At 72.3% G+C, this 25,976-nt stretch carries 26 protein-coding genes, 3 tRNA genes and 2 pseudogenes; 13 read left to right on the top strand and 18 right to left on the bottom strand.

What is annotated here, in order from left to right; genetic code table 11:
• Both IG62_RS42465 and purS read right to left on the bottom strand, forming a co-directional pair.
• A pseudogene (locus IG62_RS42465) lies at window positions 1-455 on the bottom strand (phosphoribosylformylglycinamidine synthase subunit PurQ); the annotation flags it as partial.
• The gene (gene purS / locus IG62_RS0129680; protein WP_030414485.1) at window positions 452-697 is read right to left on the bottom strand and encodes a phosphoribosylformylglycinamidine synthase subunit PurS; all 246 of its coding nucleotides are present in this window, start codon (window positions 695-697) and stop codon (window positions 452-454) included. The pseudogene IG62_RS42465 and the gene purS, both read right to left, overlap by 4 nt.
• Window positions 698-997: 300 nt before the next feature.
• Between purS and IG62_RS0129675 the strand changes: the two genes are divergently transcribed.
• The 4 genes from IG62_RS0129675 to IG62_RS0129660 all read left to right on the top strand — a co-directional run bounded on the left by IG62_RS0129675 (window position 998) and on the right by IG62_RS0129660 (window position 2,155).
• Entirely contained in the window at window positions 998-1,318 is a 321-nt protein-coding gene (locus IG62_RS0129675) for a histone-like nucleoid-structuring protein Lsr2 (protein ID WP_030810001.1), read from the top strand.
• Window positions 1,319-1,437: 119 nt separating this feature from the next.
• Window positions 1,438-1,509, top strand: a tRNA-Gly gene (locus tag IG62_RS0129670).
• Window positions 1,510-1,583: 74 nt separating this feature from the next.
• A tRNA-Gly gene (locus IG62_RS0129665) sits at window positions 1,584-1,656 on the top strand.
• Window positions 1,657-2,079: 423 nt separating this feature from the next.
• Window positions 2,080-2,155: transfer RNA gene (locus IG62_RS0129660), tRNA-Gly, on the top strand.
• A 70-nt stretch (window positions 2,156-2,225) separates the two neighbouring features.
• Here IG62_RS0129660 and IG62_RS0129655 read toward each other — a convergent pair.
• The gene (locus IG62_RS0129655) at window positions 2,226-3,125 is read right to left on the bottom strand and encodes a phosphoribosylaminoimidazolesuccinocarboxamide synthase (RefSeq protein WP_030809998.1); all 900 of its coding nucleotides are present in this window, start codon (window positions 3,123-3,125) and stop codon (window positions 2,226-2,228) included.
• 87 nt (window positions 3,126-3,212) lie between these two features.
• A complete protein-coding gene (locus IG62_RS0129650) occupies window positions 3,213-3,551 on the bottom strand; it encodes a DUF3140 domain-containing protein (RefSeq protein WP_030809995.1) in 339 nt (112 codons plus the stop codon).
• A 186-nt stretch (window positions 3,552-3,737) separates the two neighbouring features.
• Here IG62_RS0129650 and IG62_RS0129645 point away from each other — a divergent pair, with 186 nt between their 5' ends.
• Complete coding sequence (locus IG62_RS0129645) at window positions 3,738-3,929, top strand: DUF2795 domain-containing protein (RefSeq protein ID WP_030809992.1); 192 nt, start codon at window positions 3,738-3,740, stop codon at window positions 3,927-3,929.
• Window positions 3,930-3,995: 66 nt separating this feature from the next.
• Window positions 3,996-4,448 carry a DUF2267 domain-containing protein gene (locus tag IG62_RS0129640; RefSeq protein WP_030809990.1) on the top strand — a complete coding sequence of 151 codons (453 nt, stop codon included), beginning with the start codon at window positions 3,996-3,998 and terminating at the stop codon, window positions 4,446-4,448.
• 73 nt (window positions 4,449-4,521) lie between these two features.
• Here the strand turns inward: IG62_RS0129640 and IG62_RS0129635 are convergent, their stop codons facing one another.
• The 3 genes from IG62_RS0129635 to purD all read right to left on the bottom strand — a co-directional run bounded on the left by IG62_RS0129635 (window position 4,522) and on the right by purD (window position 9,641).
• Window positions 4,522-6,003 (bottom strand): N,N-dimethylformamidase beta subunit family domain-containing protein, encoded by a 1,482-nt coding sequence (locus IG62_RS0129635; RefSeq protein ID WP_030809988.1) that lies wholly within the window; start codon window positions 6,001-6,003, stop codon window positions 4,522-4,524.
• Between the two features lie 210 nt (window positions 6,004-6,213).
• Window positions 6,214-8,028 carry a hypothetical protein gene (locus IG62_RS0129630; RefSeq protein ID WP_037839609.1) on the bottom strand — a complete coding sequence of 605 codons (1,815 nt, stop codon included), beginning with the start codon at window positions 8,026-8,028 and terminating at the stop codon, window positions 6,214-6,216.
• A gap of 347 nt (window positions 8,029-8,375) precedes the next feature.
• Entirely contained in the window at window positions 8,376-9,641 is a 1,266-nt protein-coding gene (gene purD, locus IG62_RS0129625; RefSeq protein WP_030809984.1) for a phosphoribosylamine--glycine ligase, read from the bottom strand.
• A 302-nt stretch (window positions 9,642-9,943) separates the two neighbouring features.
• On the opposite strand from purD, the gene IG62_RS0129620 reads away from it, so the two are divergent.
• Window positions 9,944-10,705, top strand: a complete 762-nt coding sequence (locus tag IG62_RS0129620; protein WP_030809982.1) for an SLATT domain-containing protein — start codon at window positions 9,944-9,946, stop codon at window positions 10,703-10,705.
• Between the two features lie 176 nt (window positions 10,706-10,881).
• Here IG62_RS0129620 and IG62_RS0129615 read toward each other — a convergent pair whose 3' ends face one another.
• The 5 genes from IG62_RS0129615 to IG62_RS49950 all read right to left on the bottom strand — a co-directional run bounded on the left by IG62_RS0129615 (window position 10,882) and on the right by IG62_RS49950 (window position 14,495).
• Window positions 10,882-11,532 carry a hypothetical protein gene (locus IG62_RS0129615; protein WP_030414475.1) on the bottom strand — a complete coding sequence of 217 codons (651 nt, stop codon included), beginning with the start codon at window positions 11,530-11,532 and terminating at the stop codon, window positions 10,882-10,884.
• Window positions 11,533-11,671: 139 nt separating this feature from the next.
• Entirely contained in the window at window positions 11,672-12,340 is a 669-nt protein-coding gene (locus tag IG62_RS0129610; protein ID WP_030809980.1) for a GntR family transcriptional regulator, read from the bottom strand.
• A gap of 143 nt (window positions 12,341-12,483) precedes the next feature.
• A complete protein-coding gene (locus IG62_RS0129605; RefSeq protein WP_420711129.1) occupies window positions 12,484-13,905 on the bottom strand; it encodes an aspartate aminotransferase family protein in 1,422 nt (473 codons plus the stop codon).
• Window positions 13,906-14,082: 177 nt separating this feature from the next.
• Window positions 14,083-14,310 (bottom strand): hypothetical protein, encoded by a 228-nt coding sequence (locus IG62_RS42460; RefSeq protein ID WP_037839600.1) that lies wholly within the window; start codon window positions 14,308-14,310, stop codon window positions 14,083-14,085.
• Entirely contained in the window at window positions 14,307-14,495 is a 189-nt protein-coding gene (locus IG62_RS49950) for a hypothetical protein (RefSeq protein WP_051798761.1), read from the bottom strand. Before IG62_RS49950 ends, IG62_RS42460 begins: the two co-directional genes overlap by 4 nt.
• A 291-nt stretch (window positions 14,496-14,786) precedes the next feature.
• Between IG62_RS49950 and IG62_RS0129590 the strand changes: the two genes are divergently transcribed.
• From IG62_RS0129590 to IG62_RS0129585, 3 genes and pseudogenes are all read left to right on the top strand, one after another.
• The gene (locus IG62_RS0129590; RefSeq protein ID WP_420711128.1) at window positions 14,787-15,731 is read left to right on the top strand and encodes a helix-turn-helix domain-containing protein; all 945 of its coding nucleotides are present in this window, start codon (window positions 14,787-14,789) and stop codon (window positions 15,729-15,731) included.
• Window positions 15,700-15,831 (top strand): annotated as a pseudogene (locus tag IG62_RS49160) (DUF397 domain-containing protein); the annotation flags it as partial. The gene IG62_RS0129590 and the pseudogene IG62_RS49160, both read left to right, overlap by 32 nt.
• Window positions 15,821-16,129: a DUF397 domain-containing protein gene (locus tag IG62_RS0129585; RefSeq protein WP_037839598.1), complete on the top strand. Its 309-nt coding sequence runs from the start codon at window positions 15,821-15,823 to the stop codon at window positions 16,127-16,129. The pseudogene IG62_RS49160 and the gene IG62_RS0129585, both read left to right, overlap by 11 nt.
• On the opposite strand, the gene IG62_RS0129580 is transcribed toward IG62_RS0129585, so the two are convergent.
• From IG62_RS0129580 to IG62_RS0129570, 3 genes are all read right to left on the bottom strand, one after another.
• The gene (locus IG62_RS0129580) at window positions 16,113-16,919 is read right to left on the bottom strand and encodes a VTC domain-containing protein (RefSeq protein ID WP_030809958.1); all 807 of its coding nucleotides are present in this window, start codon (window positions 16,917-16,919) and stop codon (window positions 16,113-16,115) included. The two genes, IG62_RS0129585 and IG62_RS0129580, sit on opposite strands and share 17 nt — an antisense overlap.
• A 189-nt stretch (window positions 16,920-17,108) precedes the next feature.
• Entirely contained in the window at window positions 17,109-17,693 is a 585-nt protein-coding gene (locus tag IG62_RS0129575; protein WP_030809955.1) for a Uma2 family endonuclease, read from the bottom strand.
• Between the two features lie 166 nt (window positions 17,694-17,859).
• Window positions 17,860-19,146, bottom strand: a complete 1,287-nt coding sequence (locus IG62_RS0129570; RefSeq protein ID WP_030809951.1) for an adenylosuccinate synthase — start codon at window positions 19,144-19,146, stop codon at window positions 17,860-17,862.
• A 236-nt stretch (window positions 19,147-19,382) separates the two neighbouring features.
• Between IG62_RS0129570 and IG62_RS0129565 the strand changes: the two genes are divergently transcribed.
• A complete protein-coding gene (locus IG62_RS0129565; RefSeq protein ID WP_030809949.1) occupies window positions 19,383-20,456 on the top strand; it encodes a hypothetical protein in 1,074 nt (357 codons plus the stop codon).
• An 84-nt stretch (window positions 20,457-20,540) separates the two neighbouring features.
• Here IG62_RS0129565 and IG62_RS0129560 read toward each other — a convergent pair whose 3' ends face one another.
• Entirely contained in the window at window positions 20,541-21,092 is a 552-nt protein-coding gene (locus IG62_RS0129560; RefSeq protein ID WP_030809946.1) for a GbsR/MarR family transcriptional regulator, read from the bottom strand.
• A 94-nt stretch (window positions 21,093-21,186) separates the two neighbouring features.
• On the opposite strand from IG62_RS0129560, the gene IG62_RS0129555 reads away from it, so the two are divergent.
• Window positions 21,187-22,155, top strand: a complete 969-nt coding sequence (locus tag IG62_RS0129555) for an ABC transporter ATP-binding protein (RefSeq protein ID WP_030809943.1) — start codon at window positions 21,187-21,189, stop codon at window positions 22,153-22,155.
• Window positions 22,152-23,789 (top strand): ABC transporter permease, encoded by a 1,638-nt coding sequence (locus IG62_RS0129550; RefSeq protein ID WP_030809940.1) that lies wholly within the window; start codon window positions 22,152-22,154, stop codon window positions 23,787-23,789. Before IG62_RS0129555 ends, IG62_RS0129550 begins: the two co-directional genes overlap by 4 nt.
• A 186-nt stretch (window positions 23,790-23,975) precedes the next feature.
• Here the strand turns inward: IG62_RS0129550 and IG62_RS0129545 are convergent, their stop codons facing one another.
• Window positions 23,976-24,632: a response regulator gene (locus tag IG62_RS0129545; protein ID WP_030414463.1), complete on the bottom strand. Its 657-nt coding sequence runs from the start codon at window positions 24,630-24,632 to the stop codon at window positions 23,976-23,978.
• Window positions 24,629-25,942, bottom strand: coding sequence for a sensor histidine kinase (locus tag IG62_RS0129540; protein ID WP_030809937.1), 1,314 nt, complete (start codon window positions 25,940-25,942; stop codon window positions 24,629-24,631). The genes IG62_RS0129545 and IG62_RS0129540 overlap by 4 nt, the downstream gene beginning before the upstream one ends.
• Window positions 25,943-25,976: the final 34 nt, after the last annotated feature.

Raw genomic sequence — 25,976 nt, 5'->3', positions numbered from 1 at the left:
GATCAGCGGCTCCACCGCGTGCTCGGGGTGCGGCATCAGGCCGACCACATTGCCCGCCGCATTGGTGATGCCGGCAATGTCCCGCAGCGAACCGTTGGGGTTGCCGTCCAGATAACGGAAGACCACCCGGCCCTCCGCCTCCAACTCGTCGAGCGTGCGCTCGTCGGCGGTGTACCGGCCATCGATGTTCTTCAGCGGGATGGAGATCTCCTGCCCCGCCTCGTAGTCCGCGGTCCAGGCCGTGGCGTCGTTCTCCACCCGCAGCTTCTGGTCACGGCAGATGAAGTGCAGGTGGTTGTTGCGCAGCATCGCGCCCGGCAGCAGTCGACCTGCTTGAGGTCCTTGTCACGGTGCCACAACGGCACCGCCTCGGCGCCCGCCAGAGCGACCGCGCGCTGGGTGTCGCGGTCATCGAGCGTGCCAGGGAAAGTGATCACACCGATACGCGAGGTCATGACTCGACCCGCACGGTGAAGTCTTCGATGACGGTGTTGGCGAGGAACGTCCCGGCCATCTCGTGGACCCGGGCGAGGGCGGCGTCATCGACCGGTCCCTCCACCTCTAGTTCGAATCGCTTGCCCTGACGGACATCGGCGATCCCTTCGAAACCCAGACGAGGCAGTGCGCGCTGCACCGCCTGCCCCTGCGGGTCGAGGATCTCCGGCTTGAGCATGACGTCGACTACGACGCGTGCCACTGGCACTCCCGGTGGTGTGGTGCGTAAGGCGGTGTCCTCACAGTACCGTGTTCGAAAATCTACGCGCATAGATATCCTGCCTGCCCGATCACGGTGCGGTATCGGGCGGAGTGCCCCCAAGGGAAAATCCTCGAAAAGATCCGGAGGCCGGATTGCGGGAAGACACGCTGACGAAATTAACTGGGCTTCACAATGCAATGCCCATCGCTGTACAAATGAAAAAGCATTGATCCCAATCAGCCGGATCCGGAGCATCACCCCACGTCAACACGGGGTCGCTCCACGAAAGGACCGATATCCGTGGCGCAGCGCGTAGTAGTAACGCTCTCCGATGACATCGACGGAGGAGAAGCCGCAGAGACGGTCACCTTCGGATTGGACGGGAAGTCGTACGAGATCGACCTCAATCCCGCCAATGCGAAGAAACTGCGCGGCGCCCTCGCTCCCTTCGTCGAGGCCGGCCGCAAGCGGGCCAGGTCCGGCAAGGCCTACACCCGGACCGCCGTAACCCCCGACCCGGCCGCCGTCCGTGCCTGGGCCCGCTCGCACCAGATGGACGTCCCGCCGCGCGGCCGGATCCCCAAGAAGGTCTACGAGGCCTTCAACGCGGCGAACCACTAACCGACTTGCCGGGGTCCGCCGGCCCGGGCGCAGCCGACTTGCACAGCACCCCTACTGATCAGCTAGAGTCTGGAGCACGCCGAGGGGCGAGGCCGAAAGGCCGGGCCCCGAGGAGTCACGCGGGTGTAGCTCAGTAGTAGAGCGCCCCCTTTCCAAGGGGGAGGCGCAGTGTGCAATCCCTGTCACCCGCTCTGACAGTCTCTACCAGTCCTTTGGATCAGGTAGAGTAGCTGTCGCGCCACCGGTGAAAGCCGAGTGGATGCCTGCGGACGTAGCTCAGTTGGTAGAGCGCAACCTTGCCAAGGTTGAGGTCGCGAGTTCGAGCCTCGTCGTCCGCTCAGAATGAAGGCCCCGGTCCTTGTGACCGGGGCCTTCTGCATTTCCCGCCGCCGCCCGGAAACGTGATCCGCGGGAATTGGCGTGATGGATGTCACGGGGCGAGTGATCGAGAGGGAAGATCCCGTCACAGATCGTTTTCCAGGTTCCGGGCACGGCCGACGGAGAGGGTGTGGAGTCTTTCTTCGGGCCGTTCTTGCCGGAAGCGGTTTTGCCGGCTGGGGAGTTGGCGGCCGAGGGGGCCGAGCCCGGGTGGCCGGTCGGCGCCGGGGCGCGGCGCGCGTCTGCCGCCGGCGGCGAGGGCGGGAGCCGGGCGCGGGGGCATCCGGCCTTCGGTGGCGGTCCCTGGAAGCCCTCGGGGTTGGCTATAGTGGACCCCGCACCGCGCGGTGAGCGACTGGGGACAGGAGCTCGGCACGGAGCATGCGGACGTAGCTCAGTTGGTAGAGCGCAACCTTGCCAAGGTTGAGGTCGCGAGTTCGAGCCTCGTCGTCCGCTCCACAGAGGGAAAGCCCCCGATCGGTGACCGGGGGCTTTCCCCTTTTGTGTCCGGCTGGGCCTCCGGCGGCCGTTACGACCAGCTCAGGCCGGTGAGGCGCTCGTACGCCTCGATGTACTTGGCGCGGGTGCGCTCGATGACTTCCTGCGGGAGGGCGGGCGGCGGCTGTTCGCCGGCGCGGTCCCAGCCCGAGGCGGGCGAGGTCAGCCAGTCGCGGACGTACTGCTTGTCGAAGGACGGCTGGGGGCGGCCGGGCTGCCACTGGTCGGCGGGCCAGTAGCGGGAGGAGTCCGGGGTGAGGACCTCGTCGGCAAGGGTGAGGGTGTCGCCGTCGAAGCCGAACTCGAACTTGGTGTCCGCCAGGATCAGTCCGCGTTCGCGGGCGATGTCGCGGGCCCGGGCGTAGAGGCCCAGGGTCAGCTGGCGGAGATGGGCGGCGGTCTCGGCGCCGACCTGGCGAGCGACCTCCTCGTAGGAGACGTTCTCGTCGTGGTCGCCGACCGCGGCCTTGGTCGCGGGGGTGAAGATCGGCGCGGGGAGCTCGGAGCCGTCGTCGAGGCCCTCGGGGAGCGCCAGACCGCAGACCGTACGGGTCTTGCGGTATTCGACGAGGCCGGAGCCGGCGAGGTAGCCGCGGGCCACGCACTCGACGGGGACCATCCGCAGCGACTTGCAGACCAGGGTGCGGCCCGCCCAGTCGGCCGGGGCGCCGGGCGGGAGCTCGGTGGACAGCACGTGGTCGGCGGCCAGGTCGGAGAGCTGGTCGAACCACCACAGGGACAGCTGGGTGAGCACCCGGCCCTTGTCGGGGATCTTGCTGGGCAGCACCCAGTCGTAGGCGGACATGCGGTCGCTGGCGACCATGATCAGCTCACCGGCGGCGTTCTGGTAGAGGTCGCGCACCTTGCCGGTGTGGAGGTGGGTGAGCCCCGGGACCTCCACGGGCTCAGGCTTTTCTACAAAACCGGACACGCTTCCTCCGCGTAGGTTGATCCAGGAGTCGTACCGATTCTCCCGTACGCCGAGGTACGGCGATGTCGCAGGGGTGGGAGTGCCCGTCTAGGCCGGCTTGAGGGGGTCGTGGCCGATGCTCATCAGGCCGTGGCGCCAGGAGTCGCCGCCGGCCTGGGGGTCGCGGGAGGCGTCCCGCTGGGAGCGGATGATGTCGCAGACCCGCTCCATGATCCGCGCGTCGTCCTCCGTGAGGTCGGTGCGGCGCTTGCCCAGGATTCCCAGGACCCGGCGGCCGGTGGGCTTGCCGGCCCGGTCGGGGACCTCCTCGGTCTCCTCGCCCGCCGCGTCGGTGCTCAGCCAGTCCTGCAGCTCGCGCGAGGTCATGTTGACCAGGGCGTGGAACTCGTTCCAGAGCGTGTCGCTCACGGGTCCGGACTCCGCCATGACATGCCTCCAGAAAGTCGGCCGTAGGTCGGGATCTGTCGATGGGTTCCCGGCGTCCGGTGACGACAAACCCGGAAGAAAGGGGTGTCCAGTCGGGCGGGGCGGACGGGCGGCCGGTTGAGCTCTTGAGGTGGATTGCGGGGCGGGGGCGGTACGGGCCGCGCGGGAGTGGTTATTCCTCCCCGCATGAAGGTGAACCCCATCGAAATGCAGAAGTGCCTCGGCGGCGTCGACTACCCCGCTTCGAAGGACGAGATCGTCAACGAGGCCGGTCGCCACGGCGCCGGCAAGGACATCATGGACGCGCTGAAGAAGCTGCCGGCGAAGGAATACCCCTCCCCGGCGGAGGTCAGCAAGGAAATCGGCAAGGAGGGCTGAATCGCCCCGCCCGTGATGGGCGGCGCGCGCCCCGGGTAGGCGACGGCTGGGAAGGGAGGCAGAACCATGCAGCATCACGAGTTCCTCGTTCTGGTGCAGGAGCGCGCCTCACTGCCGGACCGGGGCGCGGCGGAACGGGCGGTCCGCTCGACGCTGGAGACGGTGGCCGAGCGGGTACCGGCCGGGCTGGCCCGGCACATCGCGGCGCAGTTGCCACACGAACTGGCGGGCCATCTGACCCGGGAGCCGCAGCAGGCCGGGAGTTCCGCCGGACCTTCGGCGGAACGGCCCGGCGGGGCGGCCGCTCCGGGCGACGGCGAGCGCTTCGACCTCACGGTCTTCGCCGCGCGGGTCGCCTGGCGCGGCGGGGTCTCCGAGCAGGCGGCCCTCCAGGAGGCGGCGGCGGTCTTCGAGGTGCTGGACGCCGCGCTGGCCCCGGAACTGATGGAGCGGCTGAGCCACTCACTGCCGCACGACATCCGGGAGCTGCTGCCCACCACCAGGGCAGAGGACGCCTGAGACGAACACGGACCTCGCACGGGGCGGGCCTTCGGGCCCGCCCCGGTCGCGTACGGGGGCCGGGGCGCGGCTCCTAGTCCCGTTTGCAGATGCGGTCGAGGAGGTTGGCGGTGGCGCGCTGGACGCGCTCGTCGACGTGGCCGGGGCGGTCCAGGGCGGGGGACCAGGCGAAGGTGCCGGAGGCGAAGACCAGGGCGCCGCTGGGGGCGCGGTAGAGGGAGGTCTCCTGGTGGCGTCGGGTGCCTTCACCGTCGCGGTACGGGGAGTGGGCGAGCAGGATGCGGCGGGTGTGGTCGGGGAGGCTGGTGCGCGGGAAGTAGCGGTCGGCCTCGCCGGCGACCATGCCGGGGAGCTCATCGCCCTCGTGCGCGCCGGTGGCCTCCCAGAGCCAGTGGTCGCCGTTGCGGACGATCAGCGGGGCCGGCTCGGGGACCCGGCCGGCGTACTGGATCCCCATCAGGCGCTGCTCGGGGTCGCCGAGCTCGCGCCACAGGGCGGGGCGGCCGGGGCCCTGGCGTTTTCGGCAGGTGAGCAGGGTGTCGGGGCTGCCCGAGGGGGACGGGGCGAGGTCGACCTGCCAGTACATGGTGTTGGCGGAGAGGAAGACCAGGGAGGTGCCGGTGTCCCGGGCCAGCTCGACCGTGCGGCGCATCGGCACCGACCAGTACTCGTCGTGGCCGGGGAAGACCAGGCCGCGGTAGCGGGACGGGTCGACCCGGCCGGCGTGCAGGTCGCGGGCGTCGGCGTAGGCGAGGTCGTAGCCGTAGCGCTCGGCCCAGCGGATGAAGTCGTAGGCGTGGCCCACATGGAGGGGGAGGCCGGCGCCGGCGTAGGGGCGGTCGAAGGAGACGGTGGTGGCGGCGTCCTGTTCGCCCAGCAGCGCGCCCTTCTCGTCCCAGGCGTGGTAGAGGCTGGCGCCCGTGCGGCCGTCCTCGGGGAAGAGGTTGTACGCCTGCCAGGTGATGTCGGGCAGGAGCAGCAGGAGGTCGGCGGGGCGGTCGTCGCGGACCGTGAAGGGGATGTGGGAGCGGCAGCCGTCGGCGGTGGTCAGGACCGCGACGTAGGCGCCGAGCCGCCAGTACGCGGGGACCTGGAGGCGCCAGGACAGCCACCAGTGGTGGCAGGAGACGGTGCGGCCGGCGGCCATCGGGGGCGGCTGGACGATGCCGGACAGCCGGGGGCTGGTGGTGATCTTGGAGGCGCCGGTGCCGGCGTAGTGGCCGATGCGGTAGACGTCGATGCTGAACGGCTGGGGCGGGTCGACCGACACCCGGAAGTCGATGGCCTCGCCGGGCGCCACCGCGCCGGTGTTGGCGAAGCCCTTGATCTGGCCGTGGACGTCGTCGGCGGTGCGCGGGCCGTTGAGCTTGCGGGGTGCGGGCGCCCGCAGATCGCCCTGGGCGACGGCGGGGTCGACGTACCAGGGGATGATGCGGCCGGAGTCGAAGTAGTTCTCGCTGCCGCGCAGCCAGGGCAGCGGGCCCTGTCCGAACGGGTCCGTGACCGCGTGGGCGAGGGCGCCCGACTCCCAGCGCCTGATCTGTTCCGTCGCCACCTTCCACTCCCCTCCCGCGTCCCCCACCGGCCGCGGCCGATCGGGCCGGTGTTGCGTCCGGCTGGGTGAACCCGGCCGCCCCCCAGCACATCACATTACGCACTTGCTTCGTCACCCTTCGTCGTGAATTTAGATGCCCTTGGCTCCGAATCACGAACTGGAGAGGAACATTCAGCCGGTGCGGCGAGGCCCTGCACGGCCCCGCATGCGTCACACCAGGCGGACGGGCTTCTCCGGGCGCACGCCCACCGTCGTCAGCCAGCCGCGGAGCGGACCCGCGTCGCCGTCGTCGACCAGGCTGAGCACCGGGCTGCCCAGGTCGGCCCGGCGGGCCCCGTCGACCAGCAGCGCCGGGCCGTCGAGCCAGTCCAGACCGGGGACCGCGCCGGCGGTGTCCACGGCGGCGCAGCAGACCATGGCCGTGACGTGGTCGGCGAGCAGCTCCCGGCCCGTACGGGGCGGTTGCAGCGGGAACAGCGGCAGGCCGCCCTCGGCCAGGCCGTCGCCCCAGGCCACGCCCGCCGTGGCGTCCTCGGCCAGGCTGCCGCGGGCGGCCTGGCGGGCCGCCTCCTCGCGCTCCTCGCGCTCGACCTCCGCGCCCAGCCGGGCGGCGACCAGGTCGCCGGCGTGCGCGTCATGGGCGAGCCGTTCGATGACCCGGTCGAGCGTCGGGCCCGGGGGCGCGGTGGGCGCGGACGGCGGGCCGCCGGGGCGCCCGTCGCCGGGCCGGTGGTCCGCCGGGCCGCCGCGCCCCGCGGGCGGACCGGCCGGGCCGCCCGCGTACGAGAAGGTCGGGGCCGGGGACGGCTCCATCGGGGGCGTGGCCGGTGCGGGGCCGAGCGCCGGGGCCGGGAGGTCGTCGAGGACGCGGTGGAGGCGGGCGGCCTCCAGGCGCCACTTCCGGTCCACGACCTCTTCCGGGTACTGGTTCCAGCCGACCGGGGACCAGTCGGGCCCGGTCTCGGCCGGGCCGCCGTGGAACAGGCGGGCGGCCAGCAGGGAGGCGGCGCGGTCGATGGCGCCGGGCTCCTCCAGGAGGTCGCAGGCCGGGCGCTCGCCCAGCCGGGAGGCGAAGCCGTCGGCGAGGCGGTCGCGGCGGGAGAGCTCGGTGAGCGCGGAGACCACGCCGGCGTCCAGGCGGGACGGCCAGCGGCCCATCCGCCAGGCGGGCAGCGCGACCCGGGTCAGCAGCCGGTCCCAGCCCGCGTAGGCCAGCCCGACCTGCTCCTGGGCGACGATCCGCAGGCCGTAGTCGACACTCTGGGCGCGCTCGGAGGCGGCGGCCGCGACGGCCCGCTCCATGATCGTGGCGTGTTCGCGGCAGGCGCGGAGCAGCAGCCGGGCCACCTTGCCGACGAAGCGGAGTGCGGGGCCGCGCAGCGGGCCCCGGGCCCGGGCGGCGACCGCGACGGCGGCGTCCAGGCCGCGGATGAAGCGGCGGGCGGCGGCTATGTCCGGGTGCGCGGAGGGGCCCGTGCCGGCCACTACGGGGGCCAGCAGGGCACGCAGCTCGGCGACCCGCATCCACCACAGGAACGGCGAGCCGATGACCAGGACCGGTGCCTCGGCGGACCGGCGCCCGGCACCGGGCTCGGGCCCGCCGGCGCCGCGGGGCGGGCCGTGCGCGCGGTGCGTACGGTCCTCCAGCCAGCTGTCGCAGTCCGGGGTGAGGGCTATGGCGGAGGGCGCGGGGACCTCCAGCCGGTCGGCCAGGTCACGCACGAGGCGGTAGAGGTCCGGGGCGGATTCCTCGGTGATCGGCACGGAGGGGCTGAGCGCCGGCCGGGCACGCGCGACCACGGCCCCGACCAACGCGGCCAGGAGCAGGCCGACCAGCGCGAAGGCGCCGGCCACCCAGCCGGCCGGGTCCCAGCCCGCGCCGAGACGGCCGGTCGCCCGGCCGACGGCCAGCACCACCGCCACCGCCGCGGGCAGCAGCGCCACGGCCAGCGCGGCGCCGCGGATCCGCAGCACGGCGAGGGCACGGGCACGCGCCGCCAGGACGCCTGTTTCCGGACTTGCCACGAGCCTGTACACCCCCTGCTGTCCTGATGGAGCCGGACGGAGAGAACAGTGGACGGACGCCTTCGAACATTTGCGCGTTGTGGTGCGAGCGAGCTCACTCACCACCACTCTGGCACCGGCCACCGACATCGCAATGCCGGTGAGCCACTTGCCGGACGTCCCCGTGGCCACCGCACCGGTATCGGACGCGGCGGCCGCAGGACGCTTGCGCGGCACCCTAGTTGGGGGGCTCCGTCCCGTCAGCCGGAATCTGACGTGGTCACTCGATGGAATGGCTTTGGGCAAAGCCGGGAACCGGCGGTGGGGCGCCGTGGGCCCGGGGGCGCGGGACCCACGGCGCGGGCGTCTCAGGCGCCCTGGGCCTCCGCGGCGGCCTTGGCGGCGATGTCCGTGCGGTGCTGGGAGCCGTCCAGGGAGATCCGGGCCACGGCCCGGTAGGCGCGCTCACGGGCGGCGGCGAGGTCGGCTCCGGAGGCGGTGACGGACAGCACCCGGCCGCCCGCGCTGCGCACCGCGCCGGCCTCGTCGAGCTTGGTGCCGGCGTGCAGCACGTAGGCGTCGGGGGCGTCCTGCGCGGCGACCTCGGCCAGACCCTCGATGACGTCGCCGGTGCGCGGGGTGTCCGGGTAGTTGTGGGACGCGATGACGACCGTGACGGCCGCGTCGTCGCTCCAGCGCAGCGGCGGCAGGGCGGCGAGGTTGCCGGTGGCGGCGGCCCGCAGCAGCCCGCCGAGCGGCGTCTTGAGGCGGGCCAGGACCACCTGGGTCTCCGGGTCGCCGAAGCGGGCGTTGAACTCGATCACCCGGACCCCGCGGGAGGTGATCGCCAGACCTGCGTAGAGCAGACCGGAGAACGGGGTGCCGCGGCGGCGCAGCTCGTCGACGGTGGGCTGCAGCACGCTCGCCATGACCTCGTCGACCAGCTTGGGGTCGGCCCAGGGCAGCGGGCTGTACGCGCCCATGCCGCCGGTGTTGGGGCCCTGGTCGCCGTCGTAGGCGCGCTTGAAGTCCTGGGCGGGCTGGAGCGGGACGACGGTCTCGCCGTCGGTGATCGCGAAGAGCGAGACCTCCGGACCGTCGAGGAACTCCTCGATGACGACGCGGTCGCAGGCCAGCGCGTGGGCGCGGGCGGTGTCCACGTCGTCGGTCACCACGACGCCCTTGCCGGCCGCCAGCCCGTCGTCCTTGACCACGTAGGGCGCGCCGAAGGCGTCCAGGGCCTCGTCGATCTCCTCCGGGGTGGTGCAGACGTAGCTGCGGGCGGTCGGGACGGCCGCGGCGGCCATCACGTCCTTGGCGAAGGCCTTGGAGCCCTCCAGCTGGGCGGCGTCGGCGGACGGGCCGAAGACCGGGATGCCGCGCTCGCGGACCGCGTCCGCGACGCCCGCCACCAGGGGGGCCTCGGGACCGACGACGACCAGGTCGGCCGCCAGGCCGGCGGCCAGGTCGGCGACGGCCCGGCCGTCGAGGGCGTCGACCCGGTGCAGTTCGGCCACCTCGGCGATGCCGGCGTTGCCGGGGGCGCAGTGCAGCGCGGTGACGTCGGGGTCGAGGGACAGAGAGCGGCACAGGGCGTGTTCGCGGGCGCCGCCGCCGATGACGAGGACCTTCACGACAGGCAGCCTAGACGAGTGGCCCGGACGGCCGGACGGCGGACGGGCGGTCCGGAAACCTTCCGTCACCGCGGCGGCAACTCTTTCGGGTGAGATTCCGTGCCGTTCCCTACCCGACCCCGCACCACTTCTGGGCGGAAATAGCGTGATCTTGGAGCTGGGGCCAGCCGTTCGGCGGTAGGAAAGGGGGCGGCGCGCGACGGCCCTCCCGTACTCCCCATAGCCCGAAAGGCGTGGGAGGGACCCCATCGCAGGCACCGTACGTATCCGTTCCGCAGAGCGCGCAGAGAGGGAGTGCCCGGGTGAGTCAGCCGGAGATGCAGCCCGAGGGGCCCCCTCAGCAGGAGGGCCGCCCGCTCCGCCGGTACGGCGTCCGGGGCCGGGCCCGCCGGGACGTCTCCGGGCGGGCCTTCCCCGCGGGCGGCTGGGGCGAGCCGGGCGACCGCCTCGACGCGCTCTACCTCTGGACCGAGGACGGCGCGCTGCGCGCCGCCGACTGGTACCTGCACGACCGGGTGGCCAAGCGCCGGGGCGCCCGGGCGCTCCGGCTGGGCGCCGCGGCCGGGGTCACGGGGGGCGGGGTGCTGCCGCTGCTGGATCTGGCCCGGGCGTGGGAGGGCGGGGCACCGTGGGGCTGTCTGTCGCTGCTGCTGGCGGCGGTGTGCGTGGGCTGCGACCGGTATTTCGGGGTGACGGCCGGCTGGATGCGGGACCTGGCGACCGCGCAGGCGATCCACCGGCGGCTGGAGGCGCTGCAGTTCGACTGGGCTTCGGAGGGCGTGCGCGAGGTGCTCGGCCCGACGGAGGGCACCGCGAGCGAGGCGGCCGAGCGCTGTCTGGGGCTGCTCCGGCGGTTCAACGAGGACCTCGGGGAGCTGGTGCGGACCGAGACGGCCGACTGGATGGCGGAGTTCCGGACCGGCGCGGTGCCGCGGGCCACCCAGTCCATGGCCCCGTGGGCTGTCCCCCGCCAGGAACACGCCGGGCTCGCGGGCCGGTACGCGCTGCCGCACCGCGGCCGCCCGAACATGCCGCGCCAGCGGCCGCCGGAACCGCCGCGCTGAGGAAGACGGGGCGGCGACGGCGGGCGGGGCAGCGGCATGGCGCACCCCCCGCCGTCGCCGGACCGACCGAAGGCGACGGCTCCGGCTCTGGCGAACACGACGGCTCAATCGAAGACGACGGACCAACCGGAGACGACCGGCCGGCCGAAGACGTCCGGTCCGCCGAAGCCGACCGGTCAGCTGAAGACGATCATCGAGCCCTGGCCCAGGCTGCGGGTCGCCGCCGCGTGCAGGCCGAGCCAGACGTGGCGCTCCCGGGCGAACGGGCCGTCGTCCATGGGCACCGCGCCCGCCCGCTCCTCCAGAGAGGTCGGCCCGGCCGGCGGCTCCGGCGCGGCCGGCGGATTGGCCGGATCGATACCCAGGGATGGCGCAACCAGTTCCAGGTCCCGCAGCAGCCCGTGCGAGGACCCCAGCGGGCCGCCGCCCTCCAGCAGTTCGTCGTTGGCGAGCGGATGCGGGAAGTCGACCGGGACGTACGCGCCCGCGTGGTCGTAGTGCCAGACCAGGTGGGACTGCTGCGCGGTGGTCTCGAACATCTCCAGCAACTGCTCGTAGTCACCGCCCAGTTCGTCGACCGGGGTGACCTCCAGGCCGCACAGCCGCAGCAGGTAGGCGCGGCGCAGGAAGTGCAGTGCGTCGTAGTCGAAGCCCGCGATGGGGGCGACGTCCCCGGACAGGCCCGGCATGTAGCTGAAGACGGGGACCGGTGGCAGTCCCGCTTCCGTCAGGGCCTTGTCGTAGGCGGCGATCTCTTCGGAGAACGGGTTGTCGGGGCTGTGGCACAGCACATCGACGAGGGGTACCAGCCACAGGTCACATGCCACGGGTGAGGACTCGCTTCCGGTCGGGGACAAGGACACCGGCGCACGCACAGCTACGGGTGCGGCCCATTACGGCCGAGTCGGGACAGCGTAGTGCCCGCGGCGCCATCCGACGAGAGCGGGCGCACCGGACGGTTACCGGCTAACGGACCAGGGCCAGCGCGTGCGCGTTGTACTCGGCGATCAGCCGCTGGGCGGCGGACAGGTCGCGCCGGACCAGGGCGTCGGCCAGGGCGCAGTGGCCCTGCCACAGGCGGTTGGTGAGGTCGGGGGCGCGGCGCAGCACCGGCACCGCGTACATCCAGGTCTGGACCCGAATCCGGTCCAGGAAGTCGCTGATGTAGGTGTTGTTCACGATGTTGCCGAGCTCGCGCCAGAACCGCAGGTCGTAGCCGATGAGCACGTCCAGGTCGCCGGCCCGGGCGGCCCGCTCGGCCTCGTCGGCGCGGCGGCGGATGGAGATCAGCACCTCGGCGGGGGTGGCGGCGAGCGCCTCCTGGGCGCCGCTGCGGAAGATCCCCTCGATGACCAGGGTGCGGGCCTCGACCATGGCCCGGAAGTCGTCGGCGGTGAAGGCGTGGACCTTGAAGCCGCGGTGCTGTTCGACGTCGAGCAGCCCCTGGGCACAGAGGTCGAGCAGCGCCTCGCGGACCGGGGTCGCGGAGACGCCGTACTGCTCGGCGATCTCCTTGACGGTGAACGGGTGGCCGCACGGCAGCCGGCCCGCCAGGACCTCGTCGCGCAGGGCGTCGGCGATCTGCTGACGCAGCGTGCTGCGACGTATGACTGTGCTGTCTCCGCCGGCGGCCATCGTGTGCGTCTCCTTCGCCGTCCCTGACCGCGGATGGCAGCGGCCCCCGCCAACCATAGGCGAGGGCCGCGGGGTGCCGCTGCGCGCGGCGGCCGCTCAGGCGGCGGTGTGCGCGTCGGCGCCCTTCACTGCGGGTCGCAGCCTCAGTGCGTGTGCGCGTCCGCGGCGGTCAGCGCCTCGTCGAGGGCGGCGAGACCCTCCTTGGCCTCGGCCTCGGTGATCGTGCAGGCCGGGACGACGTGGGTGCGGTTCATGTTGACGAACGGCCAGAGCCCACCGCGCTTGCATGCCGCGGCGAATTCGGCCATCGGGGCGTTGGCCGCGCCGGACGCGTTGTACGGCACGAGCGGCTCGCGGGTCTCCTTGTTCTTGACCAGGTCCAGGGCCCAGAAGACACCCAGGCCGCGGACCTCGCCCACGGACGGGTGCCGCTCGGCGATCGCGCGCAGCCCCGGCCCGATGACCTTCTCGCCGATCTCGGCCGCGTTCTCCACGATCCGCTCCTCGGCCATCGCGTTGATCGTCGCGACGGCGGAGGCGCAGGCCAGCGGGTGGCCGGAGTACGTCAGCCCGCCCGGGTACGGCCGCGTCTCGAAGGTCGCGGCGATCTCGGCGCTGATCGCGACGCCGCCCAGCGGGACGTAGCCGGAGTTGACGCCCTTGGCGAAGGTGAGCAGGTCGGGGGTCACGTCGAACTGGTCGGCGGCGAACCACGCGCCGGTCCGGCCGAAGCCGGCCATGACCTCGTCGAGGATGAAGACGATGCCGTAGCGGTCGCAGATCTCGCGGACCCCGGCGAGGTAGCCGGCCGGCGGGACCATGATGCCGGCGGTGCCCGGGACGGTCTCCAGGATGATCGCGGCGATCGACTGCGGACCCTCGAAGGCGATGGTCTGCTCCAGGTGCGCCAGGGCGCGCTCGCACTCCTGCTGCTCGTTCTCCGCGTGGAACGGCGAGCGGTACAGGAACGGGCCCCAGAAGTGGACCACGCCGGCGGAGGCGGTGTCGGAGGGCCAGCGGCGCGGGTCACCGGTCAGGTTGATCGCCGCGGCGGTCGCGCCGTGGTACGAGCGGTAGGCGGACAGCACCTTGGCGCGTCCGGTGTGCAGCCGGGCCATCCGGACGGCGTTCTCCACGGCCTCGGCGCCGCCGTTGGTGAAGAAGATCTTGTCGAGGTCGCCGGGGGTGCGCTCGGCGATCAGCCGCGCGGCCTCGGACCGTACGTCCACCGCGAACCCGGGCGCGAGCGTGCACAGCTTCCCGGCCTGCTCCTGGATCGCCGCGACGACCTTCGGGTGCTGGTGGCCGATGTTGGTGTTGACCAGCTGGGAGGAGAAGTCGAGGTAGCGGTTGCCGTCGTAGTCCCAGAAGTAGGACCCCTCGGCACCGGCGATCGGCAGCGGGTCGATCAGGCCCTGCGCGGACCAGGAGTGGAAGACGTGCGCGCGGTCGGCGGCCTTGACCGCCCGCCCGTCGCCCACCCCCGCCCTTCCCTGGAAGCGCTTCGCGCTGCTGTTGTCGTCGGCGGCGGGATCGGCGGCGGGAGAGGGGTGCGTCGTGGTCACGGTCAGTACCTCGGATCGGGTCGCTCGGGTCCGCCGAGGGATCGGCACGGCGAACGTCCCCAGCGTAGGGATCACGGCCCGCGCGCCGGTACCGACAGTCTGTATGGCGCACACCACGCCCACAGACACACTGTCTACGGCCTGGAGGAAGCTCCAGGCCGCTCCCCACGGGCCCGCTCACCGCCGCGGCCCGCCCCTCCGGCGCCCCAGCAGGGCCTCCAGGACCACCAGCGGATCGGGCGCCGCGGGCACGTGCGGCGCGCAGCCGGGGCACGCGTAGACGTTCCAGCCGGGCCTGCTGTTCCCGTGCACCTCGGCGACGAGCACGGGCTCGTCCGTGATCCGCTCGCAGCGCACGCACATGCGGAGGGGCAGCGGCCGCCCCTCGCCCTCGCCCCCGCTCATCGGGCGACCTCCACACCGTGGATCCAGTACGGGCCGGGGGCGTCGACCCCGAGCGTGGCCAGCAGCAGCGCCTTTCGCCGTTCGCGCTGCTCGTGCGCGACGAGGTAGGGGCGGACGAGGGGGGAGGCGTCGCCGTCGAGGGGGGTCTCGATCTCCGGTCGGTGGGGGCGGCGGGGCATCGGCACCCGGGGCTCGGTGACGGCAGGGTGCCGCCCGCCGCATACGGCGCGATGGCGCCCTTGCGGACGGGGAGTTGGGAGAAGCCCCCACCGCGCGAGGCGGCGGGCAATACGCTGAAACATGTCGACGTTCTCTCTCGAAATTGCGCGTTGACCATGCCCCCGGACCGGTTGCGACGGTCGCGGGGGTCTGTCGTGCGGATGACTACGTTCCGTGCTCACATCGTTGCCGTGCGGCATAGGCTGCGGAAGGTGGTAGCTCCTTACTTCTCAAGCCGTAAGGACGGAAGTGACCCTTTGGCCAACGAAGTTGACCCCTCGTCATCCATCGCAGCGCTCTTCGGATTGCGCGTTCGCAGACTCCGCGAAGCGGCCGGCCTCACCCAGTCCGAACTGGGAAAACGCGCGCATACGCACAGCACGCGGATCAATCAGGTCGAGCGCACGACGGGCTCCAAGCCGACCTTGAAGCTGGCGCAGGCCCTGGACGGGGCCCTCGCCGCCGATGGCTTGCTCGTCGATCTGTGGCCGTACGTCCACCGGGAGACGTTCCCGGACTGGTCACGGAAGTTCATGGCGCTTTCGGAGCGGGCGGTGGCCATCCGGCAGTACGCCGCGGCCGTGGTGCCCGGCCTGCTCCAGACGGAGGACTACGCCCGCGAAGTCCTGAGCGTGGGCCTGACGTTGAAGAGCCCCGAGCAGTTGGAGGAACGGCTGGCCGCTCGACTCGGTCGTCAGGCTCGGCTGACCAAGCCCGACGCACCGGAACTGTGGGTCATCCTGGACGAGGCAGTCCTTATGCGACCCATTGGCGGCCCGGCCGTGATGCGAGACCAGCTCGCACGGTTGCTGAGCGCAGCCGACGACCCGCGCATCACGCTGCAGGTACTGCCGTACAGCAGCGGGGCACACTCAGCCCTGGGCTGGTCGCTGGAGATCCCGACCATGCCGGACGGCTCCGAGGTGGCGTACATCGAGAACGGCCACCGTGGCCAACTCTTCGAAGAACCAGAGGAGGTGAAGGAATTCGCGGTGACTTACGATCGGCTGCGGGCACTGGCACTGCCGCCGATCATGTCGCTCGACATGATCCGATCCGTCATGGAGGGGACCTACCTTGCTGAGCGCATCCCGTCCCGATCTGAGCGCCGCCGTCTGGCGCAAGTCCAGCTACAGCAACCAGGAGGGTGGCAGCTGCGTCGAGGTCGCCCCCAACCTCCCCGGCATCGTCCCCGTCCGTGACTCGAAGGACCCGAGCGGTCCCGCGCTCGTCTTCCCGGCCCGCTCCTGGGCGGCGTTCGTCGCGGGAGTCAAGGCGAAGAGGTACGAGCATGAGCGCTGAGAGGCACTTACCGGACGTCTCCACGCTGACCGTCTGGCGCAAGTCCAGCTACAGCAACGAGGAGGGTGGCAGCTGCGTCGAGGTGGCCGAAGGCTTTCCCGGCGCCGCGGCCTGGCGTAAGTCCAGCTACAGCAACAAGGAAGGTGGCGACTGCGTCGAGGTCGCCCCCAACCTCCCCGGCATCGTCCCCGTCCGTGACTCCAAGGACCCCCACGGACCCGCGCTCGTCTTCGCCGCCCGTTCATGGGCCGCGTTCGTCGGGGCGGTCCGCGCGGACGGGTTCATGAACAGGCCGTAGCCGGCGGGAAGACCGTGTGGACGGCCTTCCGCCAATGGGTCGCAGCCAGATCCGGGCGGAGGGCCGACAGGCCGCCGCAGTACTTGGTGAAGTCGGCCGCCACGACACCGTGGCCGTGCAGCAGCAGCCGGTCGGCCGCGGTCGGCCGGCCGGTGGTCCTGGTCTCGACAAGGACCAGCCCGCCGTCGGCCCGTACCGCGCGGCCGGTCGCCAGGTCCCGGCAGTGCAGCGCCGCGTCGCACGTGATGCGCTGGCCGTCCGCGACGAACGTGGTGCGGGTGTATTCCGTTTCCAGGGCCAGGCCCAGGTCGGCCGGCGCGCTGATTCCGTACGAGCGGTCCAGTACGGAGGCCAGGAAGCCGCGGGCCGCCGGGCTCAGGGCCGGGGCGCCGGGCAGCAGGGGCTGCCGGTGCTTGACCGTCTCGCCGCGCCGCCCCGTCAGCTTGATCTCGAACTGCCGCTGCCCGGTGTCCTCGTAGCGCCGCTCGCGGATCAGGTAGCCGGGCCGGTCGCCCTCCCTGTGGTCGTGGAAGAAGCGCAGGTCGGGGGTGTCGTAGTGGACGGAGCGGTAGCGGAACCAGCGCCGTCCGTTGATGCACAGCACGGCGAACGGGCCGTCGGGCCGGCGCCGGTCGGTGAGTTCGGCCGCGAAGTCGGCGAACAGCTCGACCGGGACGAGGTAGCTGCGTCCGAAACGGCTGAGGAGTTCGGCCCGTGACTGGACGTCGGCGAGCGGTACCGGACGCGCGGCCATGGCGGCGCGGGCGAGGGCTCGTACGGCGGGAATCACACGGTCTCCTTGGCGCGCAGGATGAGGACGGGCGATCGTGCGGGCGAACAAGCGGTGCTCGTGCTGCTTCTACGTTCCACGAGCGCGCCGAGTTCCGCCACACGGAATTCGGCATCCACAAGCGCCGGATATCGGCCAAGTCCCGGTAAAGGAAGGGACGGAGGAGGAGACGACCCCCGTCCCGCGCCGTCAGCGGACGTAGGTCTTCAGGGGCTCGGTGTCGAGGGTGATGCCGACCGGGTCGGGGAGGGTGACCTGCTCGCCGAAGGGGGCCCGGTGGACGTCGAGGTAGCAACCCAGCTCTGCGCTGGGGTGGGTGTGGACGACGGCCTGGCAGGCATCGCGGTCGATGAGGAGGTAGACGGGAATGCCTGCGGCCGCGTAGGCGGTGGGCTTCTCCTGCCGGTCACGGCGGTCGGTGTCGCCGTCGTAGGAGGTGACCTCTACGGTCATCAGGACGCCGTCGGTGCCGGCCCACTCACCTTGGCCTGCGAAGTGCCCGATGGGCGCGAGCGAGCCGTCCGGCCGGACCCGGCCCTTGCGGTACTCCCCGACCTTCAGCCCCTGGGTTGGGTCGAGGTCCAGCTCCGGGCGACCCTGCATGCACTGCCTGATCAGCCACATGATGATCGTTCCGTGATCCCCGTCCGGCACGCACTTCTCCTCGATCCGTCCGCCGATGAACTCCAACGTGACGGTCTCGGGCGCGGCGGAGGCGATCTGCTCGAAGTCCTCCACCGACATGTGAGACATGCGCTCGGCCATAACCGTCATGCTGCACTCCTTTCGAGAGGAAAGCCAGCATGGCCGGGAGCGGAGGTGCCATGGGCATATTCCGCCCCAGATCACTCGTTCGAGCACAGGGAGCGCGCACGCAAAGGGCCCGCGCCCCGTCACGTACCGACGGTGTGCGGGCCCTTGGTTCAGGCGGTCCCTGCCCCTACGACAGGAACGAGTTGATCTCGATCGTCTCGTCGCGGCCGGGGCCGACGCCGATGGCGGAGATCGGGGCGCCGGACATCTCTTCCAGTGCCTTGACGTAGTTCTGGGCGTTCTTCGGCAGGTCGGAGAAGGACTTCGCCTTGGTGATGTCCTCGGACCAGCCCGGCAGGGTCTCGTAGATCGGCTTCGCGTGGTGGAAGTCGGACTGCGAGTAGGGCAGCTCCTCGACGCGCTTGCCGTCGATCTCGTACGCCACGCAGACCGGGATCTGCTCCCAGCCGGTGAGCACGTCGAGCTTGGTGAGGAAGAAGTCGGTCAGGCCGTTCACGCGGGTCGCGTAGCGGGCGATGACCGCGTCGAACCAGCCGCAGCGGCGGTCGCGGCCGGTGGTGACGCCCCGCTCGCCGCCGATGCGGCGCAGGGCCTCGCCGTCCTCGTCGAAGAGCTCGGTGGGGAACGGGCCGGCGCCGACGCGGGTGGTGTACGCCTTGAGGATGCCGATGACCCGGCTGATCTTCGTCGGGCCGACGCCGGTGCCGGTGCAGGCGCCGCCGGCGGTCGGGTTCGAGGACGTCACGAAGGGGTACGTGCCGTGGTCGATGTCCAGCAGCGTGCCCTGGCCGCCTTCGAAGAGGACGACCTTGTCCTCGGCGAGGGCGTTGTTGAGGATCAGGGTGGTGTCGGCGACGTAGCCCTTGATCTGGTCGGCGTAGCCGAGCAGCTCCTCGACGACCTGGCCGGCCTCGATGGCGCGGCGGTTGTAGAGCTTGGTCAGCAGCTGGTTCTTGACGTCGAGCGCCGCCTCGACCTTCTGCGTGAGGATCGACTCGTCGTAGAGGTCCTGGACGCGGATGCCGACGCGGTTGATCTTGTCGGCGTAGGTCGGGCCGATGCCGCGACCGGTGGTGCCGATCTTCCGCTTGCCGAGGAACCGTTCCGTCACCTTGTCGACGGTGATGTTGTACGGCGTGATCAGGTGCGCGTTACCGCTGAGCAGCAGCTTGGACGTGTCGACGCCGCGCTCGTTGAGTCCGCTCAGCTCGGAGAGCAGGACCGCCGGGTCGACCACGACACCGTTGCCGATGACCGGGGTGCACCCCGGCGAGAGGATTCCGGAGGGGAGGAGATGCAGCGCGTACTTCTGGTCGCCCACGACGACCGTGTGGCCGGCGTTGTTGCCGCCCTGGTAGCGCACCACGTAATCGACGGATCCACCGAGCAGGTCGGTGGCCTTCCCCTTGCCCTCATCACCCCACTGAGCACCGAGCAGCACAAGTGCGGGCACAGGCGTACACCCCTTCCGGGCGGGGCATGTCCAACGTGCGTGGATGGCGTGGCGTTGCGTGTTCACGCGTCCGTCATCGCTGCAGCCGTCGAACCGGTGCCCCGGAATAGACGAAGCCCCTGGCGCAATAGCGCAAGGGGCTCTTGCACCGAGATGCTACCTGAGGAAGGACCGAGGTGTCGGCGCAGCCTTCTGGGCACTCTCCCGTGGACTCCGTTCGGGGGTACCCCCTGCTCGTGGTCATCGATCCGGTCGCGCGCAGGACCGACGGCGAATCCGTGCGCATCGCGAAGGACGTCCTGTGTGCGGGCGCGGGAGCGAAGATCTGCCTGCCGGAGGGGCCGGAGGAGTTCGCGCGGGCGCTGGCCCGGCGGGGGCAGCGGCGGCCGGTGGTGATCGGCGACGACCGGGCGCTGCTGCGGGTCGTGGGGCTGCTGCACAGGGAGCGGGAGCTGGCCGGGGTGCCGGTGTCGATGGTCCCGGTGGGGGCGCCGGCCGCGGTGGCGCTGAGCCGCTCGCTGGGTGTCCCGCAGGACACCGTCGCCGCGGCACGGACGGTGCTGGACGGCGTGGAGCGGGCGATGGACCTGCTGACGGACGACAGCGGCGGGATCGTGCTGGGCGGGCTGCGGATCCCGTGCGGGCGGGACGGCGGACGGAACGGCGGGCGGCGGGCGGCGGACGGCCCGGGACACCGGGTGTTCGTGCCGGGTGCGGCCGGGCCGGTGGATGCCGGGGAGCACACGGAGGGCGCGGTGGGCGCGGGGTCCGCCGGGGCGGACGGGCCGTCGGCCGGGGGGCCGGGCGCCGACGGGCACCGGCCGTGGTGGGGGCCGGCCGCCCGGACCGCGCGGTCAGCGCTGGCGCTGCTGGCACCGGCGGCCGGGTTCTGGGGGTCGTCCCGTACGGAGGCCGGGGCGGCGGGCGGGCGGCGCGTGCGGGTGCCGGAGCAGCGGCTGCGGATCGAGGCGGACGGGGTGCTGCTGGCGGATCTGGACCGGCCGGTGCGCGGGGTGTCGGTGGTGCCGGGCGGGCAGGCCGGGACGGGGTGGCCGGGGACCGGGGCCGGTCGCGGCGTGGGTGACGGCGACGGTCAGGGGGACCGCCGGGACGGCGGCGGGGAGCTGGCCGAGGTCGTGGTGCACTGGCCGGGCGGCGGGCATCCGATACGGGCCCGGGCGCGGACCGTGACGGTGTCCGGCGCGGACTTCCACTACCGGGCGGACGCGGTGGTCGGCGGGCCGGTGCGGACCCGTACGTGGACGGTGCAGCCGGGGGCCTGGCGGCTGCAGCTGCCGCGGCGGGGGTAGCGGGGAGCGGCGGGGATGAGCTGGGAGCGGCGGGGGTGAGGCTCTCGTCTGCGCGCCGAGCGGTGGGGCCGTCGGCCGCCGGGCTCAGCCGTCGGCGCCGTCGTAACCGGCGCGCAGCTGGTCGCGGTGGTCGCGCCAGCGGTCCAGCAGGGCGGGCAGCTCCTTCTGCAGGAAGGCGAAGAAGACCAGGGTCTCGTTGAGCCGGCGGCCGGCCGGGGAGTCGGGGCCGAGGCTCTCCACGCCCTCGCGCAGGGTGCCCTCCCAGCGGGCGATGACGTTCTCCCGGCGGGTCAGCGCCTCGTACCACTGGTCGCTGTGCACGCGGTAGCGGTCGCGGCGGGAGCCCGGCTCGCGTTCGCGGCTGATCATGTCGACCTGGGAGAGGTAGCGCACCGCGCCGGACACCGCGGCGGGGCTGATCTGGAGCCGTTCGCCCAGCTCGGCGGAGGTCAGGACGCCGGAGTCGGAGGCGAGCAGGCAGGCGAAGACGCGGGCCGGCATGCGGGCCATCCCGGCGTCCACCATCTGGGCCGCGAACCGTTCGACGAACTGGGAGATCGCCTCCTGGGCGCGTGGGTCGGCAGTCCGCCGCCCGTCGCCGCTGTCCGTACCTGCCGCACGTTCCGCATTGCTCATGTCCGCATCCTCTCCCCTGATCAGCGCCACCCCGCTCAACTTTATACGGTTTCTTAACTTCACAAATTTGTGAAACTCGCGTAGCTTCCGAAGCATGACCAAGCCAATCGCTCCCGCTCCCGCGATCCGGGTGGACGGTCTCCACAAGTCCTTCGGGCGGACCCGTGCGCTGGACGGCCTCGACCTCACCGTCGAGGCCGGCGAGGTACACGGATTCCTGGGGCCCAACGGCGCCGGGAAGTCCACCACCATCCGCGTGCTGCTCGGTCTGCTGCGCGCCGACCGCGGCACCGCCCGGCTCCTGGACCGCGATCCCTGGCACGACGCCGTCGCCCTGCACCGCCGCGTCGCCTACGTCCCCGGCGATGTCACCCTGTGGCGCAACCTCTCCGGCGGCGAGGTCATCGATCTCTACGGGCGGCTCCGCGGCGGGATGGACCGGGCGCGGCGGGACGAGCTGCTGGAGCGCTTCGAGCTCGACCCGACCAAGAAGGGGCGCACGTACTCCAAGGGCAACCGGCAGAAGGTCGCCCTGGTCGCCGCCTTCGCCTCCGACGTCGACCTGCTGATCCTCGACGAACCGACCTCCGGGCTCGACCCGTTGATGGAGGAGGTCTTCCAGACCTGCGTCATCGAGGAGCGCGACCGCGGCCGTACGGTGCTGCTCTCCAGCCACGTACTGTCCGAGGTGGAAGCGCTCTGCGACCGGGTCAGCATCATCCGCAAGGGGCGGACGGTCGAGTCCGGTTCGCTCGGCGAGCTGCGGCACCTGACCCGTACGTCGATCGTCGCCGAACTGGCCGGCCCTGACGGGGTCCCCCCAGCGGTAGCCGGGGGAGGTTTGGCCGCGCTCCCCGGTGTCCACGACCTGGACGTCCAGGGGCACCGGGTCAGGCTGCAGGTCGACACCGGCAAGCTCGACGCCGTGCTGCGGTCGCTGGCCACCTCCGGGGTACGCAGCCTGACCAGCACCCCGCCCACCCTGGAAGAGCTGTTCCTGCGGCACTACCAGGACGACGTACGCGGCGGGGCCGACCGCGACGAGACGGCGGTCGCCCGATGACCGCGGTGGCCGCCGCGGTGCCCGCCGGCACCGCCCGCTCCCGCCAACTGGCCGGTACCGGCGTCCTGTTGCGGCTCGCGCTGCGCCGCGACCGGGTGATGATCCCGGCCTGGGTGCTCGGCCTCGGCCTGGTCGTGGCGAGCCTGGGCTCGTCCTTCGAAGCGCTCTACGGCACCGCCGCCGAGCGCGCCCAACTGGCCGGCTCGATGACCACCAACGGCTCGATGCGCGCGCTGTACGGCCCCGTCTTCAGCGACTCCCTCGGCGGCCTGATCGCCTGGCGGATGGCCGGGTTCGGGGCGGTGCTGGCCGCGGTGATGAGCCTGCTGATCGTCGTGCGGCACACCCGTGAGGAGGAGGAGACGGGCCGTCAGGAGCTGCTGTCCGCCGCGATGGTGGGCCGTCGGGCGCCGCTGACCGCGGCCCTGCTGGCGGCGCTGCTCGCCAACGCCGTGCTCGTCGTGCTGATCGCGGCGGGGCTCGCCCGGTCCGGTCGGCCGGCCGCCGGTTCGCTGGCCCTCGGGCTCGCCATCGGCGGCACCGGCATGCTGTTCGCCGGTCTGGCCGCCATCGCCGCGCAGCTCACCGAGAGCGCCCGGATGGCGAAGGGGCTGACCGGCGCGGTGCTCGGCCTCGCCTTCGCGCTGCGCGGCGCGGGCGATGCCGCCGACGCCACCGCCGGCTCCCCGCTCACCTGGGCCGCGCCGCTCGGTTGGGCGGAGAACCTGCGGGCGTACGCCGACGAGCGCTGGGGGGCGCTGCTGCTCTTCCTGGCGGGCACCGCGCTCACCGTGGCCGCCGCCTACGCGCTCACCGCCCGCCGCGACCTCGGCATGAGCTTCCTGCCGGCCCGGCCCGGTCCGGCCCGGGCCCCGCGCTCGCTGGCCGGGCCGTTCGGCCTGGCCTGGCGGCTGCAGCGGACGACCCTCGGCGGCTGGACGCTCGGTTACGTGTGCGCCGGCGCGGTCTTCGGCGGGATCGCGAAGGGCGCGTCCGACATGGTCGGCGGCAACCAGCGGACCCGCGAGATCTTCGAGCGGATGGGCGGGCAGGCGCGGCTGACCGACGCCTTCCTGGCCACGATGGTCGGCATGCTCGGCATGGTCGCCGCGATCTACGCGGCCGGTGCGGTGCTCCGGCTGCGCGGCGAGGAGACCGCCGACCGGGCCGAACCGGTGCTGGCCGGCGCGGTGGGCCGGCTCCGCTGGGCCGCCGGCCACCTGGCCGTCGCCTACGCCGGCACGGTCGTCGTCCTCGGCTTCGGCGGGTTGGCGCTCGGCATCTCGTACGGCATCTCGGTCGGCGACGCCGGCCGGGTGGGGCCGGTGCTGGCCGCCGCGCTCGCCCAGGTGCCGGCAGTCTGGACGCTCACCGGCCTGGCGGTGCTGGCCTTCGGGCTGCTGCCCCGGGCCACCACGGCCGTGTGGGCGGTGGTCGGGGGCTGCCTGGCGCTCGGCTGGATCGGCCCGTCGCTGAGGCTCCCCCAGTGGGCCATGGACCTCTCGCCCTACGGCCACCTGCCCAAGCTCCCGGGCACCCACGCCACCGCCGCCCCGTTCGTCTGGCTGCTCGCGCTCTCCGCCGTCTTCCTCGCCGCCGGCCTGGCCGGGTTCCGCCGGCGCGACATCGGCTGATCCCGCCCGGCGGTTTCACGTGAAACGGCAACGCACGGATGCACGCCGCCGTTTCACGTGAAACCCCAACTCGCCGACGTAGGGCGCCGTTTCACGTGAAACCACCACCCACAGACGTACGCGGCCGGAGCTGTAGCGGACTCCGGCCGCGTACTCGTGTCCACAGGCTGTGGACGCAGAGGCGGGTCAGGCCCCCGGTGTCACCAGCCGGGCCTCGTACGCGAAGACCGCCGCCTGCGTGCGGTCGCGCAGGCCGAGCTTCACCAGGATGCGGCTGACGTGCGTCTTCACCGTCGATTCGGCGACGACGAGATGGGCCGCGATCTCCCCGTTCGACAGGCCCTGGGCGACCAGCACCAGCACCTCGGTCTCGCGTTCCGTCAGATCGGCGATGCGCTCCTGGGCGGGGGCGCGGGGCGTCCCCAGCCGGGAGAACTCCGAGATCAGCCGCTTGGTGACGGTCGGGGCCAGCAGTGCCTCGCCGGAGGCGACGATCCGCACGCCCTCGGCGAGCTGACCGGCCGAGGCGTCCTTCAGCAGGAAGCCGCTGGCCCCGGCGCGCAGCGCCTGGTACACGTACTCGTCCAGATCGAAGGTCGTCAGGACCAGGACCTTGGCGTCCGCGTCGGCGGCGACGATCTCGCGGGTCGCGTCCAGACCGTTCATCTCCGGCATGCGAATGTCCATCAGGACGACGTCGGGCTTGAGCTCCGCGACCTTCCGCACCGCCTGGCGGCCGTCCACGGCCTCCCCGACGACCTCGATGTCCGGCATGGCGTTGAGCAGGACGGAGAACCCCTCGCGAACCATCACCTGGTCGTCGACGATCAGCACCCGGATCATGCGGCACCCCCCTTCGCAGTGGCCTCGGACGCGGCGACCGGGATGAACGCCGCGACCTCGAAACCGCCGTCCTCGGTGTGGTCGGCGGTCATCTCGCCGCCCAGCATCTGTACCCGCTCGCGCATGCCCAGCACGCCGTGGCCCGCGCCCGGGGAGGGCTTGGCCAGCCGGCTCGGGGCGCCGTTGATGATCCGCAGGCCGAGCCCGCCGAGCACGTAGGAGATCTCCACCCGGGCGTCGGCGCCCGGCGCATGGCGCAGCGTGTTGCTCAGCGCCTCCTGAACGATCCGGTAGGCGGAGAGCTCGACGCCCTGCGGCAGCGGACGCGGCGCACCGGTGATCACCGCCTCGACGGTCAGCCCGGCGCCGCGGACGCTGTCCAGCAGCGATTCGAGGCTGGCCAGCGTCGGCTGCGGGGCCTCCGGATCGACCTCTGCGAAGGCGTCCGGATCCTCGGAGCGGACCACGCCCAGGATGCGGCGCAGTTCGGTCAGCGCGGCGACGGCGTTCTCGCGGATCGTGGCGAAGGACGTGGCGAGCTCGGGCGGGGTGTTCTCGACCCGGTACGGGGCTGCCTCCGCCTGGATGGCGATCACGGACATGTGGTGGGCCACCACGTCGTGCAGCTCACGGGCGATCGTGGCGCGCTCCTCCAGGAGCGTGCGCCGGGACCGCTCCTCGGCGGTCGCGGTCAGCGTCTCGACGACCTGCCGGCGCTCCTCGCGCCAGGCGCGGACCGCGGCGGCGCAGATCAGCACCATGCCGCTGAAGACCATCACCGGCCCCAGATCCCCCGAGTCGTTCCTGGTGACCGCCAGCACCACGGCTCCCACCGCAAGGGTGACCAGCCACATCTCCACCGCCATCCGGGGCCGGGTGCGCAGCACCACCAGCGTCATCACGGCCAGCAGCGTGGGAAAGGCGGTGCCGCTGAAGGCACTGGGGTAGTCGGAGATGAGCGCAACGCCCACGACCGACGCCACGAACGCGCCCAGCGCCAGCCAGTAGGCGCCCACCGGCCGGAACAGCGTGAGCGCCGGCGCGGCGGCCACCAGCAGGGAGAAGCCGCCGACCAGGGTGCCGCGCACCGGCCCCATGTCGTAGCCCATGGTGAAGGACGCCAGGAAGACGCACACCGAGAAGAAACCGACCATGAGGTGCGGCAGCCAGCGCAGCCAGTGCCGCAGCCGCTCCGGCAGCCAGGGGACCCACCGGGACACCTTGGCGTCCTCCAGCGGCGGCATCGGGCGGAAGGCGAAGGCGTCGACGAACAGGTCCTGGCGCAGCCGGTGCAGCGCACCGCGGGCTATCCGGGCCTCTGAGCGCAGGGTGCCCTGCGACTGG

The organism is Streptomyces sp. NRRL S-337, assembly GCF_000720175.1.
GTDB lineage: Bacteria > Actinomycetota > Actinomycetes > Streptomycetales > Streptomycetaceae > Streptomyces > Streptomyces siderophoricus.
The sequence above is the reverse complement of the archived record's forward strand: the minus strand, read 5'-3'. Positions and strand labels throughout refer to the sequence as shown.